Annotated in this window: 14 protein-coding genes and 1 riboswitch; of the genes, 11 read left to right on the forward strand and 3 right to left on the reverse strand. The window is 46.7% G+C overall.

All coding sequences use genetic code 11. The features are described from left to right. Positions 1–314 precede the first annotated feature (314 nt). The 5 genes from hutH to ACFQZT_RS32300 all read left to right on the forward strand — a co-directional run bounded on the left by hutH (position 315) and on the right by ACFQZT_RS32300 (position 6,735). Entirely contained in the window at positions 315–1,868 is a 1,554-nt protein-coding gene (gene hutH, locus ACFQZT_RS32280; protein WP_379307076.1) for a histidine ammonia-lyase, read from the forward strand. Between the two features lie 170 nt (positions 1,869–2,038). Further along, positions 2,039–2,515, forward strand: a complete 477-nt coding sequence (gene hutP / locus ACFQZT_RS32285; protein ID WP_379307078.1) for a histidine utilization transcription antiterminator HutP — start codon at positions 2,039–2,041, stop codon at positions 2,513–2,515. Positions 2,516–2,606: 91 nt separating this feature from the next. After that, positions 2,607–4,037, forward strand: coding sequence for an amino acid permease (locus ACFQZT_RS32290; protein ID WP_379307080.1), 1,431 nt, complete (start codon positions 2,607–2,609; stop codon positions 4,035–4,037). Positions 4,038–4,055: 18 nt separating this feature from the next. After that, complete coding sequence (locus ACFQZT_RS32295) at positions 4,056–5,255, forward strand: helix-turn-helix domain-containing protein (RefSeq protein ID WP_379307082.1); 1,200 nt, start codon at positions 4,056–4,058, stop codon at positions 5,253–5,255. A gap of 202 nt (positions 5,256–5,457) precedes the next feature. Beyond that, the gene (locus ACFQZT_RS32300) at positions 5,458–6,735 is read left to right on the forward strand and encodes an NAD(P)-dependent malic enzyme (RefSeq protein WP_379307084.1); all 1,278 of its coding nucleotides are present in this window, start codon (positions 5,458–5,460) and stop codon (positions 6,733–6,735) included. Positions 6,736–6,850: 115 nt separating this feature from the next. On the opposite strand, the gene ACFQZT_RS32305 is transcribed toward ACFQZT_RS32300, so the two are convergent. After that, positions 6,851–7,273 (reverse strand): exosporium protein C, encoded by a 423-nt coding sequence (locus ACFQZT_RS32305; protein WP_379307086.1) that lies wholly within the window; start codon positions 7,271–7,273, stop codon positions 6,851–6,853. Between the two features lie 234 nt (positions 7,274–7,507). On the opposite strand from ACFQZT_RS32305, the gene ACFQZT_RS32310 reads away from it, so the two are divergent. From ACFQZT_RS32310 to ACFQZT_RS32325, 4 genes are all read left to right on the forward strand, one after another. After that, positions 7,508–8,653 (forward strand): hypothetical protein, encoded by a 1,146-nt coding sequence (locus tag ACFQZT_RS32310; RefSeq protein WP_379307088.1) that lies wholly within the window; start codon positions 7,508–7,510, stop codon positions 8,651–8,653. Positions 8,654–8,780: 127 nt separating this feature from the next. Beyond that, positions 8,781–9,722: an aldo/keto reductase family protein gene (locus ACFQZT_RS32315; protein ID WP_379307090.1), complete on the forward strand. Its 942-nt coding sequence runs from the start codon at positions 8,781–8,783 to the stop codon at positions 9,720–9,722. 172 nt (positions 9,723–9,894) lie between these two features. Continuing rightward, the gene (locus tag ACFQZT_RS32320; RefSeq protein ID WP_379307092.1) at positions 9,895–10,074 is read left to right on the forward strand and encodes an aspartyl-phosphate phosphatase Spo0E family protein; all 180 of its coding nucleotides are present in this window, start codon (positions 9,895–9,897) and stop codon (positions 10,072–10,074) included. 86 nt (positions 10,075–10,160) lie between these two features. Beyond that, positions 10,161–11,042 carry a LysR substrate-binding domain-containing protein gene (locus tag ACFQZT_RS32325; protein ID WP_379307094.1) on the forward strand — a complete coding sequence of 294 codons (882 nt, stop codon included), beginning with the start codon at positions 10,161–10,163 and terminating at the stop codon, positions 11,040–11,042. Here ACFQZT_RS32325 and ACFQZT_RS32330 read toward each other — a convergent pair. Beyond that, positions 11,014–12,294: an MFS transporter gene (locus tag ACFQZT_RS32330; RefSeq protein WP_379307096.1), complete on the reverse strand. Its 1,281-nt coding sequence runs from the start codon at positions 12,292–12,294 to the stop codon at positions 11,014–11,016. The two genes, ACFQZT_RS32325 and ACFQZT_RS32330, sit on opposite strands and share 29 nt — an antisense overlap. Before the next feature lie 240 nt (positions 12,295–12,534). Between ACFQZT_RS32330 and ACFQZT_RS32335 the strand changes: the two genes are divergently transcribed. After that, complete coding sequence (locus tag ACFQZT_RS32335) at positions 12,535–13,482, forward strand: DMT family transporter (protein WP_379307098.1); 948 nt, start codon at positions 12,535–12,537, stop codon at positions 13,480–13,482. 64 nt (positions 13,483–13,546) lie between these two features. Here ACFQZT_RS32335 and ACFQZT_RS32340 read toward each other — a convergent pair whose 3' ends face one another. After that, positions 13,547–14,059, reverse strand: a complete 513-nt coding sequence (locus tag ACFQZT_RS32340; RefSeq protein WP_379307100.1) for an acyl-CoA thioesterase — start codon at positions 14,057–14,059, stop codon at positions 13,547–13,549. 158 nt (positions 14,060–14,217) lie between these two features. Beyond that, positions 14,218–14,405: riboswitch (Lysine riboswitch) on the forward strand. Between the two features lie 133 nt (positions 14,406–14,538). Here ACFQZT_RS32340 and ACFQZT_RS32345 point away from each other — a divergent pair. Then, positions 14,539–15,930, forward strand: coding sequence for an amino acid permease (locus tag ACFQZT_RS32345; RefSeq protein ID WP_379307102.1), 1,392 nt, complete (start codon positions 14,539–14,541; stop codon positions 15,928–15,930). Positions 15,931–16,023: the final 93 nt, after the last annotated feature.

The raw sequence follows: 16,023 nt of genomic DNA on the forward strand, positions 1-16,023 counted from the left end.
CCGAACGGTACGTACGGTGGTGTAAGAGGTCGGGGGCTAGCCGCCCCCTCCTACTTAATTTCCAACCAGTCATGTTGGAGATCAATCAAGAAAAGTACTAAACCAATAATTTCTTATTGACTACGCACCTTCAAAGGTGTAAATTGAATATCAAGCTCTATATAGTTATTAGTGAATAGAATGTAGCTTAGAATAAGGGAAGAGTCCTTTCCTTATATAAGTGCATTCTTTTTTGCTTTTTTATGGAAACAACGGCCTTTAGCAAATAGTCATTAGAAGCCGCAACCTATATTACTAGAAAAGCAGGTGCGGATATGCTAATAACCGAACAGATGAAAGATCAAAACGTGGTGCTAGTGGGCGGAGGAGCATTAACGATCGAGCAGGTCGTTCAGGTTGCCCGCTTTAATGCCAAGGTCGAGCTGCATGAAGAGAGCATCCGCAAAATGGCGAAGAGCAGAGCCTATGTGGAAAAATTGTTGAGCGAGAAAAAAGTAGTGTACGGCTTGACAACCGGCTTTGGAAAATTCAGCGATACCTATATTTCCGGCGAAGACGCCAAAACGCTTCAGTTGAATCTCATTCGAAGCCACGCCTGTGGAATCGGCACGCCGTTCTCGATCGAAATCGCAAGAGCGATTATGCTGCTGCGCGTCAATGCGCTGTCTCTCGGGTACTCCGGTATACGTCCGGAGGTCGTGCAGTTGATGGTCGGGATGTTGAATCAAGGGGTGACACCTGTTATACCGGAAAAAGGTTCGCTCGGAGCCAGCGGTGATTTGGCACCGCTTTCACATTTGGCGCTCGTGCTCGTCGGTGAGGGAGAAGCTTATCATCTTGGCAATCGCCTGCCGGGCGGCCAGGCTATGAATCTTGCCGGGCTCGTTCCCGTAACTTTGGAGGCAAAAGAGGGATTAGCCCTTATTAACGGGACACAGGTCATGACGGCCGTTGGCACATTGGCTTGCCGGGATGCTATGAATCTGGCGAACTGGGCCGATTGCACGGTTGCATTGACTTGCGAAACGCTGTTCGGCGTCCGGGACGCATTCGATCCGTTAACCCATATCATTCGCCCGCATAAGGGACAACGTCAATCTGCGGAAAATATCCAACGGTTAACCTCCGGGAGCAAGCTAATGACGAACCAGGGAGAACGCAGGGTGCAGGACGCGTATTCCTTGCGCTGCGCGCCGCAGGTCCACGGGGCAAGCCGCGATGCACTGGCGTATATTGCGGAAAAGCTTGAAATTGAAATCAATTCGGCTACGGATAATCCGCTTATTTTTGTGGATGAGGAGCGAGTGATCTCGGGCGGAAATTTTCACGGGCAGCCGATTGCACTGCCGATGGACCATCTGTCCATTAGCGCTTCAGAGCTGGCGAATATTTCCGAACGGCGGATAGAAAGACTCGTCAATCCTCATTTGAATGAGAACCTTCCGCCTTTCTTAACGAAAAATGGAGGTCTTCAATCCGGTTTTATGATCGCTCAATATGCAGCTGCTGCGGTCGTTTCCGAGAATAAGTCGCTCTCTCATCCTGCAAGCGTGGATTCCATTCCGTCTTCGGGCAATCAGGAGGATCATGTGAGCATGGGAACCATTGCTGCAAGGAAAGCGACGCAAATCGTGGAAAATGCTTACGCCGTTCTCGCCATCGAGCTGTTGTGCGGGGCTCAGGCGGCTGATTTCCGCGATCCGCAGCTGCTTGGGCTCGGGACCAAATGGCTCTATGACCAATGCCGTAAGCTTGTCCCGGCCGTAGATGCGGATCGCGTACTTGCTCATGATTTCCAAAAGATAGCGGATTGGATGAGGCAAACGGATGTAGCTTTGAACATGTCGGATGTAGTAAAAATTCAATAGATCGATGTCTTAAAGCGTATGAAGGACCGTTTTCTGCTTCAGCTTCGGCTTTAAACGGTCCGTTTACAATATGGAAGTTATTGGTATTGGTGGCATGGAGGAAGAATCGACCTTCTATGCGAAGTTTTTTGTTTTTTTGGGGAACTTATATAGCAGAAAGGATGATTAGAATGAGCGACCCGAATGAAAGAAAACTTATCGACTGCAGTAATTATACGATGGGAAAGCTAACTTCTCTCTTAGTCATGCTGCACAATGAAGATGCTGGAGCGGATATTGAGAATGAAATGAAGAGAAGAGGATACAGGTATACCATTGGTAAGGTTGGCGCAATGGATTTGGTAAAGGTAGTGACGGCTATTGAAACCAGCGCCAAATCAAACAAAGTTATCGATCCGAACTCATATCGGGAAGTTCATTCCTTGTACCATGCCATTATAGAAGCGATTCAAGGGATTGGGAGAGGGACGGTCCAATTCGGGGATATTCTGCGGACGGTCGGATTAACATTTTGCATAACTAGAGGAACAGTCGATATCTCTGGATATTCCGGAGAATGGTTAAGTGTCTGCATTTATGGAACGATAGGCGCCCCTAAAAAAGGCTTCGAACACGATGTGCTAGGGTTTGGCTACAATCATATTTAACAGTGTAAAAAGTGATGATTGTGCCGCCCTTTTTCTGTCAAGTAACTGAAAGCGCTTTCCAATCAAACATCGGAAATGGGGTATACATCATATGGCAAGCGTAATAAAGGAAAGCAACAACCAGCTGAAGCGTTCCATGAAAAGCAGGCATATGTTAATGATTTCGTTAGGTGGCGCGATAGGAACCGGCTTGTTTGTAAGTACGGGGTATTTGATTAACCAAGCCGGACCCGGCGGTGTGATCTTGTCTTATTTGTCCGGCGGACTTTTAATGTATCTGGTCATGCTTTGTTTATCTGAACTGGCTGTTATTATGCCGGTGACGGGCTCCTTTCAGGTCTATGCGACGAAGTTTATAGGCCCGGCAACCGGTTTTACCATAGGTTGGTTGTACTGGATCAACTGGATTGTTGCCGTCGGTTCGGAATGGGTCGGCGCCGGAATGTTGATGAACCGATGGTTTCCTCATATCCCTTCCTGGATCTGGATCGCAATCGTCATCGTATTCATGTTCCTGTTAAACGCCTTTTCGGCGAGCCTTTTTGCAGAATCCGAGTTCTGGTTTTCAAGCATTAAAGTCATCACGATCGCTTTGTTCGTATTATTAGGAATCGCCGCGATTACGGGAATCCTCCCCTTCGAGGGCCTCAGTTCGGCTCCGATTCGTTCAGGCTTCGCCCATGATGGAGGATTATTTCCAAACGGTTTCGTTCCGGTATTCATGACCATGGTAGCCGTTAATTTCAGTTATCAAGGGACGGAGCTTATCGGTATCGCAGCAGGTGAGAGTGAAAATCCTGAAAAAGAGATTCCGAAGGCGACGCGAAATACGATCTGGAGAATATTACTATTATTCGTAGCGTCGGTATTTATCTTAAGCTCCTTAATTCCTTGGAAAGAAGCCGGTCTTACGGATAGTCCGTTTGTGCTTGTTTTCGATAAAATGGGAATTCCTTTTGCGGCAGATATCATGAATTTTGTTATTTTGACAGCGCTTCTTTCTGCAAGCAATTCCGGTTTATATGCTTCCTCCCGTATGCTGTGGGCGCTGTCAAAGAGCAATATGGCCAGCCCTTTCCTAAGCAAGCTAAGTTCCAGAGGCGTACCATTTCGCGCTCTGATTGTAAGCGCCATTATTGCTTCCGTAGCCTTGATCTCAAGTATCGTAGCCCCTGACACCGTATTTCTATGGTTGAGCGGCATCTCCGGATTCGCCGGAATTCTGGTCTGGATGGGGGTTGCCTTATCCCATTACTTGTTCCGCAGGCGGTATATAGCCGAAGGAAACCGCCTGGAAGATTTAAAATATAAAGTGAAGCTTTTCCCGTTTGTACCCATTCTTGCCATAATCCTATGTTTGATTGCATTAATCGGCTTGGCGTTCGATGAAGAACAAAAAATCGCTCTATACTACGGCATCCCTTTTACCATTGTTTGCTATGGTGTTTACTATCTGTTTTATCGTTCGAAATATGAGCAAACGGTCGTTGAACCAAGAGACAGGATCAGTGAGATCAAATAGGGCAGGGTGATTCGGACCATGAAACTGGATGCGGCCCAAGCGGCTTTTTCCAAACTTCTTATATCCGGAACGTTAATCCATGAAGCGGATTTCAATGATATGCGAGAGCGGCTCGGCATCGAATCGCGTCCTCAATTGGTCATTGTTCTCTCGATTGACCGTTATTCCGATTTGGCCATGAATAAGTCATTGTCGTGGAGTATCGAAATCGGGCAGCAACTGGTGGAAGCGATCCATGCGAGCTTCACTTTGCCTTTTTTGTGGGTATGGGTGGGGGAAGGGGTATTGGCCGTGCTCCTGGAAGTAAGCTCCGGTGGGAAGCCGGATCCCTCCTATAAACAAGTCATCGTCGAAATGGTTATGAAATTGCAAAATGACGTAGATAGGAAAGGGTTTTCCATTTCAGCCGGAATCGGCACTTATTACGACGCCCCCTACCAGCTGCACCTCTCCTATGGGGAAGCCAAAGCATCGTTGATCGACCGTTTTTTTCAAGGAAACCGGATCATTTTTCAATATGAACAACAAAGAAGCGCTCAAGAAGAACAGACCGAGTTAGTGTCTCATAAGGAAAAGGTCGAGCTGCTTTCACATGTCCGAATCGGCGATGAAGCCGGATCGGTAGCCTATATGATTATATTATTGGAACGGCTTGCCGGGGCGTATAAGCATAATGTAGACAGGTTCAAATCAGAAGCCTTCGATCTGATCTTATCGCTGTCGAGGATGGTTGTTGATTTAGGCGGGAACGCTTCGGAAATTCTATCGGACAATGCTAGCATGCTTCAAGACTTATACAGCACCATCCGTTATGATACATTTGCTCAAAAGCTTAGCTCGTATTGGAGGAAACTTGCGAGGCAAGCAGCGGACGATCATGCATTGGCGGTATCTCCTGTAATCCGGTCTGCAATCATCTATATTAAGGAGCATCATCAGGAAAAAATATTGTTAAAAGATATTGCACAGCATTGCTACTTGAGCACCTATTATTTTGCCCACTTATTTAAACGAGAAACGGGTTTAAGCTTTCTAGGTTACTTAAATAAAGTCCGGATCGAGAAGGCAGCTTATTTTTTGGAGAAAACGGAGTTTTCCGTACAAGACATTGCCGCCCATGTCGGCTTTCAAGACGCGAACTATTTTGCAAGGAAATTTAAAATGGTGATGGGCTGCAGTTCCACGGACTATCGGATAGCAGCGCAGTGTACGGTATGAGATCCAATGACGTAAATCGAGGCTATCCTTCTGGGACAGCCTCTTCTTTTTTACATGGTTGTCCGGCATGAACAGAACCTTATTTTCGTGCTACCTTTCAGCAAGTTTGGCTAGATTCAGACGCACTTGTTTTGAGTATGATGAAGACATGGAAAGCCATACATCTTGCAGTTATCCATTAACAATGAGGGGAAATGGGATCATGTACAACTTACGTGAAGAAAGTCTTCATATGCACAAAAAGCGTACCGGCAAACTCGAGCTGCTTGCCAAGGTTCCGGTAGGAACGGTACGTGATTTAAGTCTCGCCTATTCTCCTGGAGTTGCAGAGCCTTGTAAAGAAATTTATAACGATGAAGATAAAGTATATGATTATACCATGAAAGGTAATCTCGTTGCCGTCGTTTCCAACGGAACGGCTGTGCTCGGATTGGGCAATATCGGGCCGCATGCGGCGATGCCGGTTATGGAAGGCAAGGCTTTGCTTTTTAAAGCTTTTGCAGGGGTGGACGCCATTCCGATTTGTTTGGCTGAAAGCGATAAAGACAAAATCATTGATACGGTCAAGCAGCTTGCGCCTTCCTTCGGCGGGATTAATCTGGAAGACATTGCCGCACCGGATTGCTTTGAAATTGAAGAGCGGTTGAAAAAGGAATGCGGCATTCCCGTTTTCCATGATGACCAGCACGGAACGGCAATCGTCATAGCTGCCGGACTGATCAATGCCCTCAAACTCGTCGGCAAAACGATGGAGCAAATTCGTGTTGTCGTGAACGGCGCAGGCGCGGCCGGCATTGCGACCATGAGGCTTCTGGGGCATATGGGTGTGAAGGATATCGTGATGTGCGATACGAAGGGCATTCTTTATGAAGAAAGACAAGAAGGAATGAACCCTTTCAAGCAGGAAATCGCGTGGATTACAAACCGAAGAAGAATAACCGGTAAGCTAGCTGATGCGTTAAAAGAAGCGGACGTTTTCATTGGCGTATCCGCGGCAGGGGCATTGACCCGGGAAATGGTCAGCTCCATGAACCGCGATTCCATCATATTTGCTCTGGCCAACCCGATACCCGAGATTATGCCTGAGGATGCCAAAGCCGCCGGAGCCGCGGTCATCGGTACAGGCCGTTCGGATTTTCCGAACCAGATCAATAATGTGCTCGCGTTTCCGGGAATTTTCCGCGGTGTACTGGACGTGCGGGCAAGTGAGATTAATGAGAAGATGAAGCTGGCGGCCGTGTACGCGATTGCCGATTTGGTTCCGGAACATCAGTTGAACCCGGATTATGTGATCCCGCATCCGTTTCATCCGATGGTTTCTCCTCATGTGGCTGCCGCAGTCGCTCAAGCTGCGATGGAGTCGGGGTGCACGCGAGTCCGCATGAACCCGGATGAAGTGCGTAAGAGAACGCAAAAGCTTGTCCGGAAAATCGATGCGGTAAGTTCGTATTCTTCCTGGTACGTGGACATGACAGAGTAAGAAATCTCTCAAATTTACATCATTAATTAGCTTCAATAGAAAAGTACCGCATCGAGTTCATGCGGTACTTTTTTCATTGAAGCTTTTCAAGGACTTTGTTAATGACGTTATCGTACTACCTGGTTTGAACAGCAAGTCCACTAAAGGAAATGGGTCCAACAACGTCAGCTCTTGTATTCGCTGTTAGGTTTTCTGCAGTAACCGCATAAACATGATTGCCTGATCTTACATTCCTATCGATTGCCTGGAATGTAACCGCATAGTTTTGTTCAGAGCCGGCCGATTCAATACCTTGGATTGTATTAAAGATCTCTATGCCATCCCGAAAGATTCTAAAGCGAATTTGCGCTATGCCAGTGATCCCTCGAACACCGACGGTTGCTATTAATTCAACTCGATTGGGTTGAGCATTCACAGGAATTCTTAGTCGAATTGCTGCCAGGACTACTCTTTTTGGTGAGCGGGGTATCGTAAACGATCTGGATAAGTTAAATCTACTTCTTGGCTGAACGGCATCTTTATCAAGAATACGAACCAATTAAATCATCTCCTTTTTGGTTGATTCTACAAGATATGTTGAAAGGAAGATGTTTGATTGGATGGGTTTATCATATTTTCATATATTTAATGAGGTCGCCTTATCGCGGCTTTTTTCTGTTGATGAGATAGTTCGAAAGGAGAAACTTTTCCATATTTTATACGTCAATACTACAAAAAGGAAAAGTGGTGATCGATCATTAAACGTCGCAGTATTCTTTTGACTGGGGTGGCATTGAGCGCCTTATTGGCTTGTTGGTCAACGTTTCCCGGATCGGCGAAGGCACATCATGCATCTTGGGTAAACAACCTGTTTTTAATGGAGGATGTCTCGATTTATAACGATCATGTGAACCCGGGAAAGCCCGTCGGCACTCTGTCCGCTTACCAGTCCGTGAAAGTTGTTACAACTGCTAATGGGAACGACGATCCCCAGTGGTATTTGGTGGAAACCTGGCTTGGCAGCAAATGGATCAAAGCCGACAATCGAATGGTAAGCGGGTATTTGCAGGAAGCGGATCAGGAGATTACGACGATATTCGTTGCTCCGCTCTACGACCACCCGGACCCTAAGAGCCTCACAAACCTCAGCGTTTCGCCGCAGAAGCTCATTGCTACGGCGTCACTCCCGTACTCTCCGTTGGAATTTAGTGATGTAAGCAGCTTTGAGGGAGGGAGTGGGGGATGGTACCGGATTGACACTTGGCTTGGAGAAAAATGGATTTTGAAGCCGGCGTTGTTGGAAGATATTAAAGAGAAGCCGGTTTCCTACAATCTCAAACTGACCGGTCAGGAGCATGTCTACTCGTACCCGTTTGCGGTCAAGCGGTCGGAGGAAACTATCAACCCGCAGGTCGTGCAAGTGATTGCCGAATGGGATAATCGGACGGGACCGACGCAAGGCGACGTGTGGTTGAAAATTGAACTTCCTCAAGGGAAACGCTGGGTTGTTCCGCAAAATCCAACACTTCGCGATTACCTTGAAGTGAAAGAATCAATCACTTTGCAGACGAATAGCCGCTATTTCGATCAACCGAACTTGTACATGGATGAGAAAGGATCGCTTGAACCCGGAACCTATGATGCTTTTGAAGTATCCGGAGATTGGGTACATATCCATACGGCGCAAGGTAAAGTTTGGGTCAATCCGAAGCGCGCTTTACTCGAGCGCCCGGTCTGCATCGTCAAAACGGACGAGAAAATCGCCTTGACGAAAGACACCAAAACTTTCAAGTATCCGTTAACGAGCGAACCCGCTCATTTAAGTGGTTATTATGCGCCGCAAACCGTTCAAGCTTTTGAAAAATGGACCTCGGAGACGGGAGACGTATGGTATCATTTCCATGGCACCGGCCTCGACGAATGGGTAACAGGGATGTAACACCGATAGTGCCTAACTATACTCTAGATAACTATCTAACAAATATTTCAGTACTTTTCAGCTTTAGGGAACTTCGATATGATACTAGAAGTAGTAGCGTTATCTCAAACAAAGAGGAGTGGGAGATATGAAATATCGGAGATTGGGCGGAAGCGGTTTGAAGGTTAGCGAAATCAGCTTAGGAAGCTGGTTGACCTATGGAGGATACGTCGAAAAGGAAAACGCAGTTACTTCCATTAATAAAGCTTACGATCTTGGCATTAATTTCTTCGATACGGCCAACGTATATGAGAGAGGCGAAGCCGAAAAAGTCGTTGGGGAGGCGTTAAAGCAGTATCCCCGCGATTCTTATGTGCTTGCAACGAAAGTCTTTTGGCCGATGGGTGAAGGTCCGAATGACCGCGGATTATCGCGCAAGCACGTTTTTGAGCAGCTGCATGCCAGCTTGAAGAGACTTGGCACCGACTATGTGGATATTTACTATTGCCACAGATATGACCCGGCAACTCCAGTTGAAGAAACGCTTCGCACGATCGACGATCTGGTCACGCAGGGCAAAATTTTGTACGCCGGGGTTAGCGAGTGGACCGCAGCGCAAATAGCGGAAGGGCTTGCCGTTTCCGATAAATATTTGCTGGATCGCATCATCGTCAACCAACCGGTTTATAACATGTTTAATCGATACATCGAAAAAGAAATTATCCCCCTCGGGGAGAAGCAAGGCGTCGGGCAAGTCGTATTCTCGCCGCTGGCGCAGGGTCTTCTTACGGGTAAATACAAATCTGTGACGGATTTTCCGCAGGAAAGCAGGGCCGCGAAGCTGGAAAATATGCGTAATGGTATCACCGAAGATAAGATCGCCAAAGTCGTTCAGCTCGCGAATATCGCCGGCGAATTGGATATTACGGTAGGCCAGTTGGCGCTTGCCTGGATTTTGCGCCAGCCGAACGTGGCTAGTGCGCTCGTCGGAGCGAGTCGTCCCGCGCAAGTCGAAGAAAATGCGAAGGCCTCCGGTATCGAGCTGCAACAAGACGTTCTCGACCGAATTGAAACGATTCTTGCCTCATAAATAGGTTTGAAACATATAACCAAGAAAAAGTATGTGATTCGAAACAAAATTTCACTAATTCTTCATAATTTCGACGACAAATAGTTACAACGTTATATTGTTTCCTGTTTTATAATAGATCTTGTCATTCTATTGAACAGGAACGGAGATTAGTGAAATGGAGCTATTCCTCTTGGAAAAGATCGAAGCCATACGTCTTCAAATGGTCGAAGAAGCACTCGTACAAAGCAGACTTACGCATGAAAATGTTGTTGCAATTAGCCACGAGCTGGATAAATATATCGCTTTATATCAGAAGCTAGGAAAGAATGCAGTAATCGAACAGCATGAGCAGTTCGTAGTAGCAAACTAGCTGGTGGAGTCGCTTATTAATGACGAGCGACTCCTTTTTGCTTGATAAACTACTTATTAAAAGAGTGCATCTTAGGGGGATTTTATTTGGAGTGGCAGGAGCTTGAATATTTTCAAACGGTAGCTCGAATGGAACATATGACCCGCGCTGCCAAGCTTTTATGCGTTTCCCAATCCGCTCTCAGCCGCTCGATCTCCCGTTTGGAGAAGGAACTGGGAGTACCGCTATTTGACAGGCAGGGCCGTACGATAACGCTTAACCGTTACGGTCAATTATTTTTGAACCGGGTACACCGTATTATGAAAGAATATGAAGAAGGTAAGCACGAAATTGAGGATCTGCTGGATGAAGAAGCGGGGGAAGTCGCATTGGGCTTCCTTCATACGCTTGGCTCCCATCATATTCCGGATTTGATTGCCGCGTTTCGCCGTGAATCGCCCAAAATCCGTTTTCAGCTCAATCAGAACAGCACGGCTTCCCTTTTACAGCAGATGCGTGAAGGCACCATCGATCTTTGTCTTCTCTCTTCTCCTAACGACGAAGGTAATAGTGACATTGAATGGACACAGTTATGGAGCGAGGAACTGTTCCTTTTTGTCCAGAAGCAGCATCGATTGGCGGATCGGGGCTCTGTTGTTTCTTTACAAGAGATCGCAGATGAGCCAATGATTTCTTTTAAAAGCGGATATGGGCTGCGTAACATTATTGATACATTATGCAATGAAGCAGGCTTTACCCCCAAGATTGCTTTTGAGGGGGAGGAAGTCCATACCGTTGCAGGGTTGGTGGCTGCAGGATTGGGTGTAGCCCTTATTCCTGATGTGAAAGGACTGGGCGGTAATGATGTAGTTAAACTTAGTGTTAGCTCCCAGGAATGTCGCCGCAATATCGGTGTTGTCTGGGTGAAAGAACGATACTTGTCTCCCCCAGCCAAACGATTCATACAATTTGTGAAGAATTATTTCTAGAGTGATGCTGGGATCGTTCCGATACAACGGAAGTTAAAACATAAGAGACCAGCATCGCAAGCAAAAGCATGCCGGAGATCATGCCAACAACCCCGTTCCAATGAAACCGGCTCCAGAACAGCCCGCCGACCGATCCTCCAAGGCTTGACCCTATATAGTAAAACAGCAGATAGATGGAGGACGCTTGCGCTTTCCCCACGATAGCTCTGCTTCCCACCCACGAGCTGGCCGTAGAATGGCTGCCGAAAAACCCAAAGGTGAAAATCCCCACTCCGAGGATGACAACAGCCAACTGAGCTGAAAGCGTCAGCAGGATTCCGGCCAGCATCAGGGTGACATTGATCCATAACACTTTCCGGCGTCCGAACCGGTCGCTCAATCTGCCCATCCAAGACGAGCTAAATGTACCGACCAGGTATATAACGAAGATCCAGCCTACCAGGGTTTGAGAAAGAGAAAACGGAGCTTCGATTAAACGGTACTCCAGGTAGTTGTATAGCGTAACAAAACTCCCCACCAATAATGCGCCTAACGAGAACAGGCAAAGCAGGCCTCGATCACGGAATTGTGCGGCAAATAGCCGAAGAATAGGTTTAGGTTCGATTGCCAGTACCTTAAAATGCCTGGAAGAGGGCAAGTTTCGCCAAAAGTACAAACTGGCAAGCAAACTGATTACGGCTAATATCCCGATGCCCCATCTCCATGAGAATAAATCGGTTATCGTGCTGACGGATACGCGTCCGAATAATCCCCCGACTGTATTCCCGCTGATATAGAGTCCCATAGCGAAGCCAAGACTTCTGGCTTCCATTTCTTCAGCCAAATAAGTCATTGCCACGGCAGGCAGTCCGGCAAGAACAATTCCTTGAATCGCACGGATGATCAGCAAGCTATTAAAATTGGGTGCGAGCGCAGCGAATATGCAGCATATGGACGAGGCGATGAGTGAACTGACCATCATTGGTTTTCGACCGATGCGATCGGATAAGAAGCTTGCGAAAGGCAGCGAGATTGCGAGCATAATCGTGCTTATTGATAAAGACATGCTGGCTACGGCAGGAGAGAGACCTAATTCCTTGGAGTAAACCGGAAACAGCGGCTGTACGCAGTATAGAACGGCAAAGGTTGCAAGACCTGCAGCAAACAACGAAAAACTGCTTCGCTGGTATTCTTTGGTTCCACGTCTAAGATAACTCCGGTCCTCCGTCATATCCTTGCTTCCACTGAATTTCGTTGGCACTGCAACGTTCATTTGCGTTCAACCCTTCCGAATTCAAATTCAATGTAATAAGCATACTTTGGAAAGATTGTTGTGTAAAATTCATTTTTATCAATGATTTGATGCATTTCAGTAATTGATTGAACGCGTCGCGACGTATGCGGATATATACCTTCTCACATTTACTAGATAAATAGTTTTCGGGAATGGCACCTTCCTGTATAATGAATAGCTGATCTATGCAACAAGAGTCTATACATCGAGGTGTTCATTTTGACTACAGAAAAATTTTTCAAGCATCCTTTAGGGATTGTGTCCGCAGCTACCTTGGCGACACTCTTATGGGGGAGTGCCTTTCCGTTTGTTAAACTAAGTTACGCTGAGCTCCACATTGGTAAAGCGGATTGGTCCGAGCAGCTTTTGTTTGCCGGCTATCGTTTTATTTTGGCCGCGATACTTATTCTATTGTTTATGGCAGTCATCGGGAAAAAGGCTGGATATCAACGGGGGACGCTGCTGAAAATCGGGAAAATCGGTCTTTTTCAAACTTTTTTGCAATATCTGTTTTTCTATTATGGGGTGAGCGCAAGTACGGGGATTCAGGGCTCGATTATTGCAGGAACGACCTCATTTTTCCAAATCATTCTAGCCCACTACATGTACAAGAACGACCGGTTGAATATGAAAAAAATGATCGGTTTAATTATGGGGTTTGGCGGAGCCATCCTGGTCAATATGACCAAAGGGGATCTGTCTTTACAAATGGGCGTCGGGGAAATTTGTTTGCTGGTTGCGATGTTTTTCGGGGCGCTGGGTAATGTGCTTTCCAAGAACGAAGCAAAAGAGCTGGACGTCCTCTATATGACCGGTTGGCAAATGCTGCTTGGGGGAATCGCCTTGTTTGTGGCCGGTGCGGCTTTTGCAGGGTCGATCGTTCTTGATTTTACTTGGACAACGGTATTAATGCTGCTGTATTTAGCTTTTTTGTCGGCAGTCGGCTTCGTCCTCTGGAATAATGTCATGAAGTATAACAAGGTCGGGAGCATTTCTATGTATTTGTTCTTGATACCGGTATTTGGTGTTATTTTGTCCGCGCTGATGTTGAATGAAGAGCTGCATCTTATCGTGCTTGTCGCGCTCGCGCTCGTCGTTTCGGGTATTGTGATTGTGAATCGGCCAAAGCGTGTCTCAGCCGTCGAACATATGCCTGAGGCGCACTGAAAAACATGATATTAAATCACGGAGCAAGGCTGCCAACGGATGATCCGGGGGCAGCCTTGACGTGTTATTCCCACGGATAAGACGTAATCAAATAGTCCGCGAATTTCTTGCTTCCTTCCCTTCTGGTTTTACGCATTTCTGCCCGGTGGTTTGCGGTCTCGTACAATTTTCGTTCCTCTTCGGTTTCCGGCACAATGCGGGGAACGGGGACTGGATTATTGCTTTCATCAAGTCCGACAAAGGTTAAAAACGACGTCGCGGCAATGTCCCTCTTTCCTGTGCGTAAATCTTCCGTAATGACTTTGACGAAAACTTCAATGGACGTTTTACCCGTCCAAGTTACAAAGGATTCCAAAGAAACGCAATCCGTCGGCCGGATCGGTTTCAAAAAATCAACGGAGTCCGTGGATGCTGTAACCGCCGTCACCCTGCAAAGTTTGGAGGCCGTAATGGATGCGATATCATCGATTTGGGACATGAGCTTTCCACCGAACATCGTGTTGTGGTTATTGACATCGAGCGGAAACACCCTGGATATTTTGAAGCATCTCGTCTCCCTTACGTATTTCTCTTCCAACAAAATCCCTCCATCTAAGCTTGTTAATTATAGAATACCCAGAATGTCACCGACCAAACTTATGATCTAAATGGAACGAATACCCATTGATTTATAACCTGAGGTTCATTTATATTGTTAAAGGAAAATTAAAATTAAATACAAACCCTCATCAACCTAGATGAGGTAGAGGTCGCGATGTTGAAGAGTACATCGGAGGAAGTCCAGTAAGACTAACGATTCCGATGAAAAGGCAACATTGCCGAAGCCGCACGGTATACTGACCGTGCCCGGCTGGGTCCGTTTCCGAAAGGGGCGGAACTGTCATACTGCTGAGTCCAAAGCAGTATGTTGTGCTATCTTGAAACAGGATAAATGAGGGAGTAGAAGCTGCCTGACTTATTTTTGAAGAAAAGGCGGCTTTTTTGCGTTAAAACATATTAAGGGAGCGTATAAAATTGGAAGAGAACAAATTACGAAGAGGTCTGAAGTCGCGCCACATGACAATGATTTCGCTAGGCGGATCGATTGGAACAGGGTTGTTCCTAGCCAGCGGCGGGGCGATTCATGCAGCCGGACCAGGCGGCGCGCTTTTAGCTTACTTCATTATCGGAATTATGGTTTATTTCTTGGTAACTAGCTTGGGAGAAATGGCAACATATATGCCTGTATCCGGCACATTCAGTACTTACGCAACGAAGTTCGTAGACCCATCCCTTGGCTTCGCGCTAGGGTGGAATTATTGGTATAACTGGGCTATTACAATCGCGGCAGAGTTGTCCGCGGCGACGTTAATTATAAAGTTCTGGCTGCCTGACAGCCCGTCGTTCTTATGGAGTGCCCTATTCCTCGCATTAATGGTAGGACTTAATTTATTGTCTGTTAAAGGCTACGGTGAGTCGGAATATTGGTTCGCAATGATAAAGATTGTAACAGTCATTGTGTTTATCGTTATCGGTTTGCTCATGATCGTCGGTATCTGGGGCGGAAAAGCGATTGGATTCAGTAATTTTACAACGGGCGACGCGCCAATTTCGGGCGGCTTCCTTGCAGTACTTGGCGTTTGTATGGCTGCGGGCTTCTCTTTCCAAGGAACAGAGCTCGTCGGTATTGCAGCAGGGGAATCCGAGAACCCTCGGAAGAACGTGCCTCGCGCGATCCGAAGCGTGTTTTGGAGAATACTGCTGTTTTACATCTTGGCTATTTTCGTTGTTGGTATGCTGATTCCGTATACCACAGATACACTCGCTAGCGACAGCGTAGCGGCAAGTCCGTTTACGATTATTTTCGAAAAAGCAGGCTTAAGCGTAGCAGCCTCTGTGATGAATGCCGTTATCTTAAGCTCGGTTCTATCCGCAGGTAACTCAGGCATGTACGCTTCCACTCGAATGCTGTGGGTATTGGCGAAAGAAGGCAAAGCGCCTAAATGGTTCGCTAAATTAAATAAAAGCGGGATTCCCGTCAACGCCCTGCTCGCGACAGCAGCAATCGGAATGCTTGCTTTCCTTGCTTCTTTCTTTGGCGATGGACAAGTGTACATGTGGCTGTTGAACGCGTCAGGAATGTCTGGGTTCATTGCATGGCTTGGTATTGCGATTAGCCATTACCGTTTCCGCAAAGCTTACGTTGCACAAGGCAACAAAGTAGCTGACCTTCCATACCGCTCGATGTGGTTCCCGTTCGGGCCGATTTTGGCGGGCGTGATGTGTATGATTGTCATTATCGGTCAAAGCATTAGCGCGTTCTCGGATGGCAAAGTGGACTGGACGTTCTTATTCGCTTCCTATATTGGAATTCCATTGTTCTTGATCGTATGGCTAGGCTACAAGTGGAAGTACAAAACAAAAGTGTTAAAACTGGAAGAATGCGTTTTGGATCCTACAGAAGAATAATTGAAAGAGAAGAGCAAGGGCTTAACCGATCTGGACCCTTTGTCAAGGACACTTAAAAAAGAGGTTGTTCTAAGAACTTTAGGAAGCCAATAA

Origin of the sequence: Paenibacillus sp. GCM10027628 (assembly GCF_042676385.1) — a bacterium.
In the GTDB taxonomy this organism is placed as follows: Bacteria; Bacillota; Bacilli; order Paenibacillales; family NBRC-103111; genus Paenibacillus_E.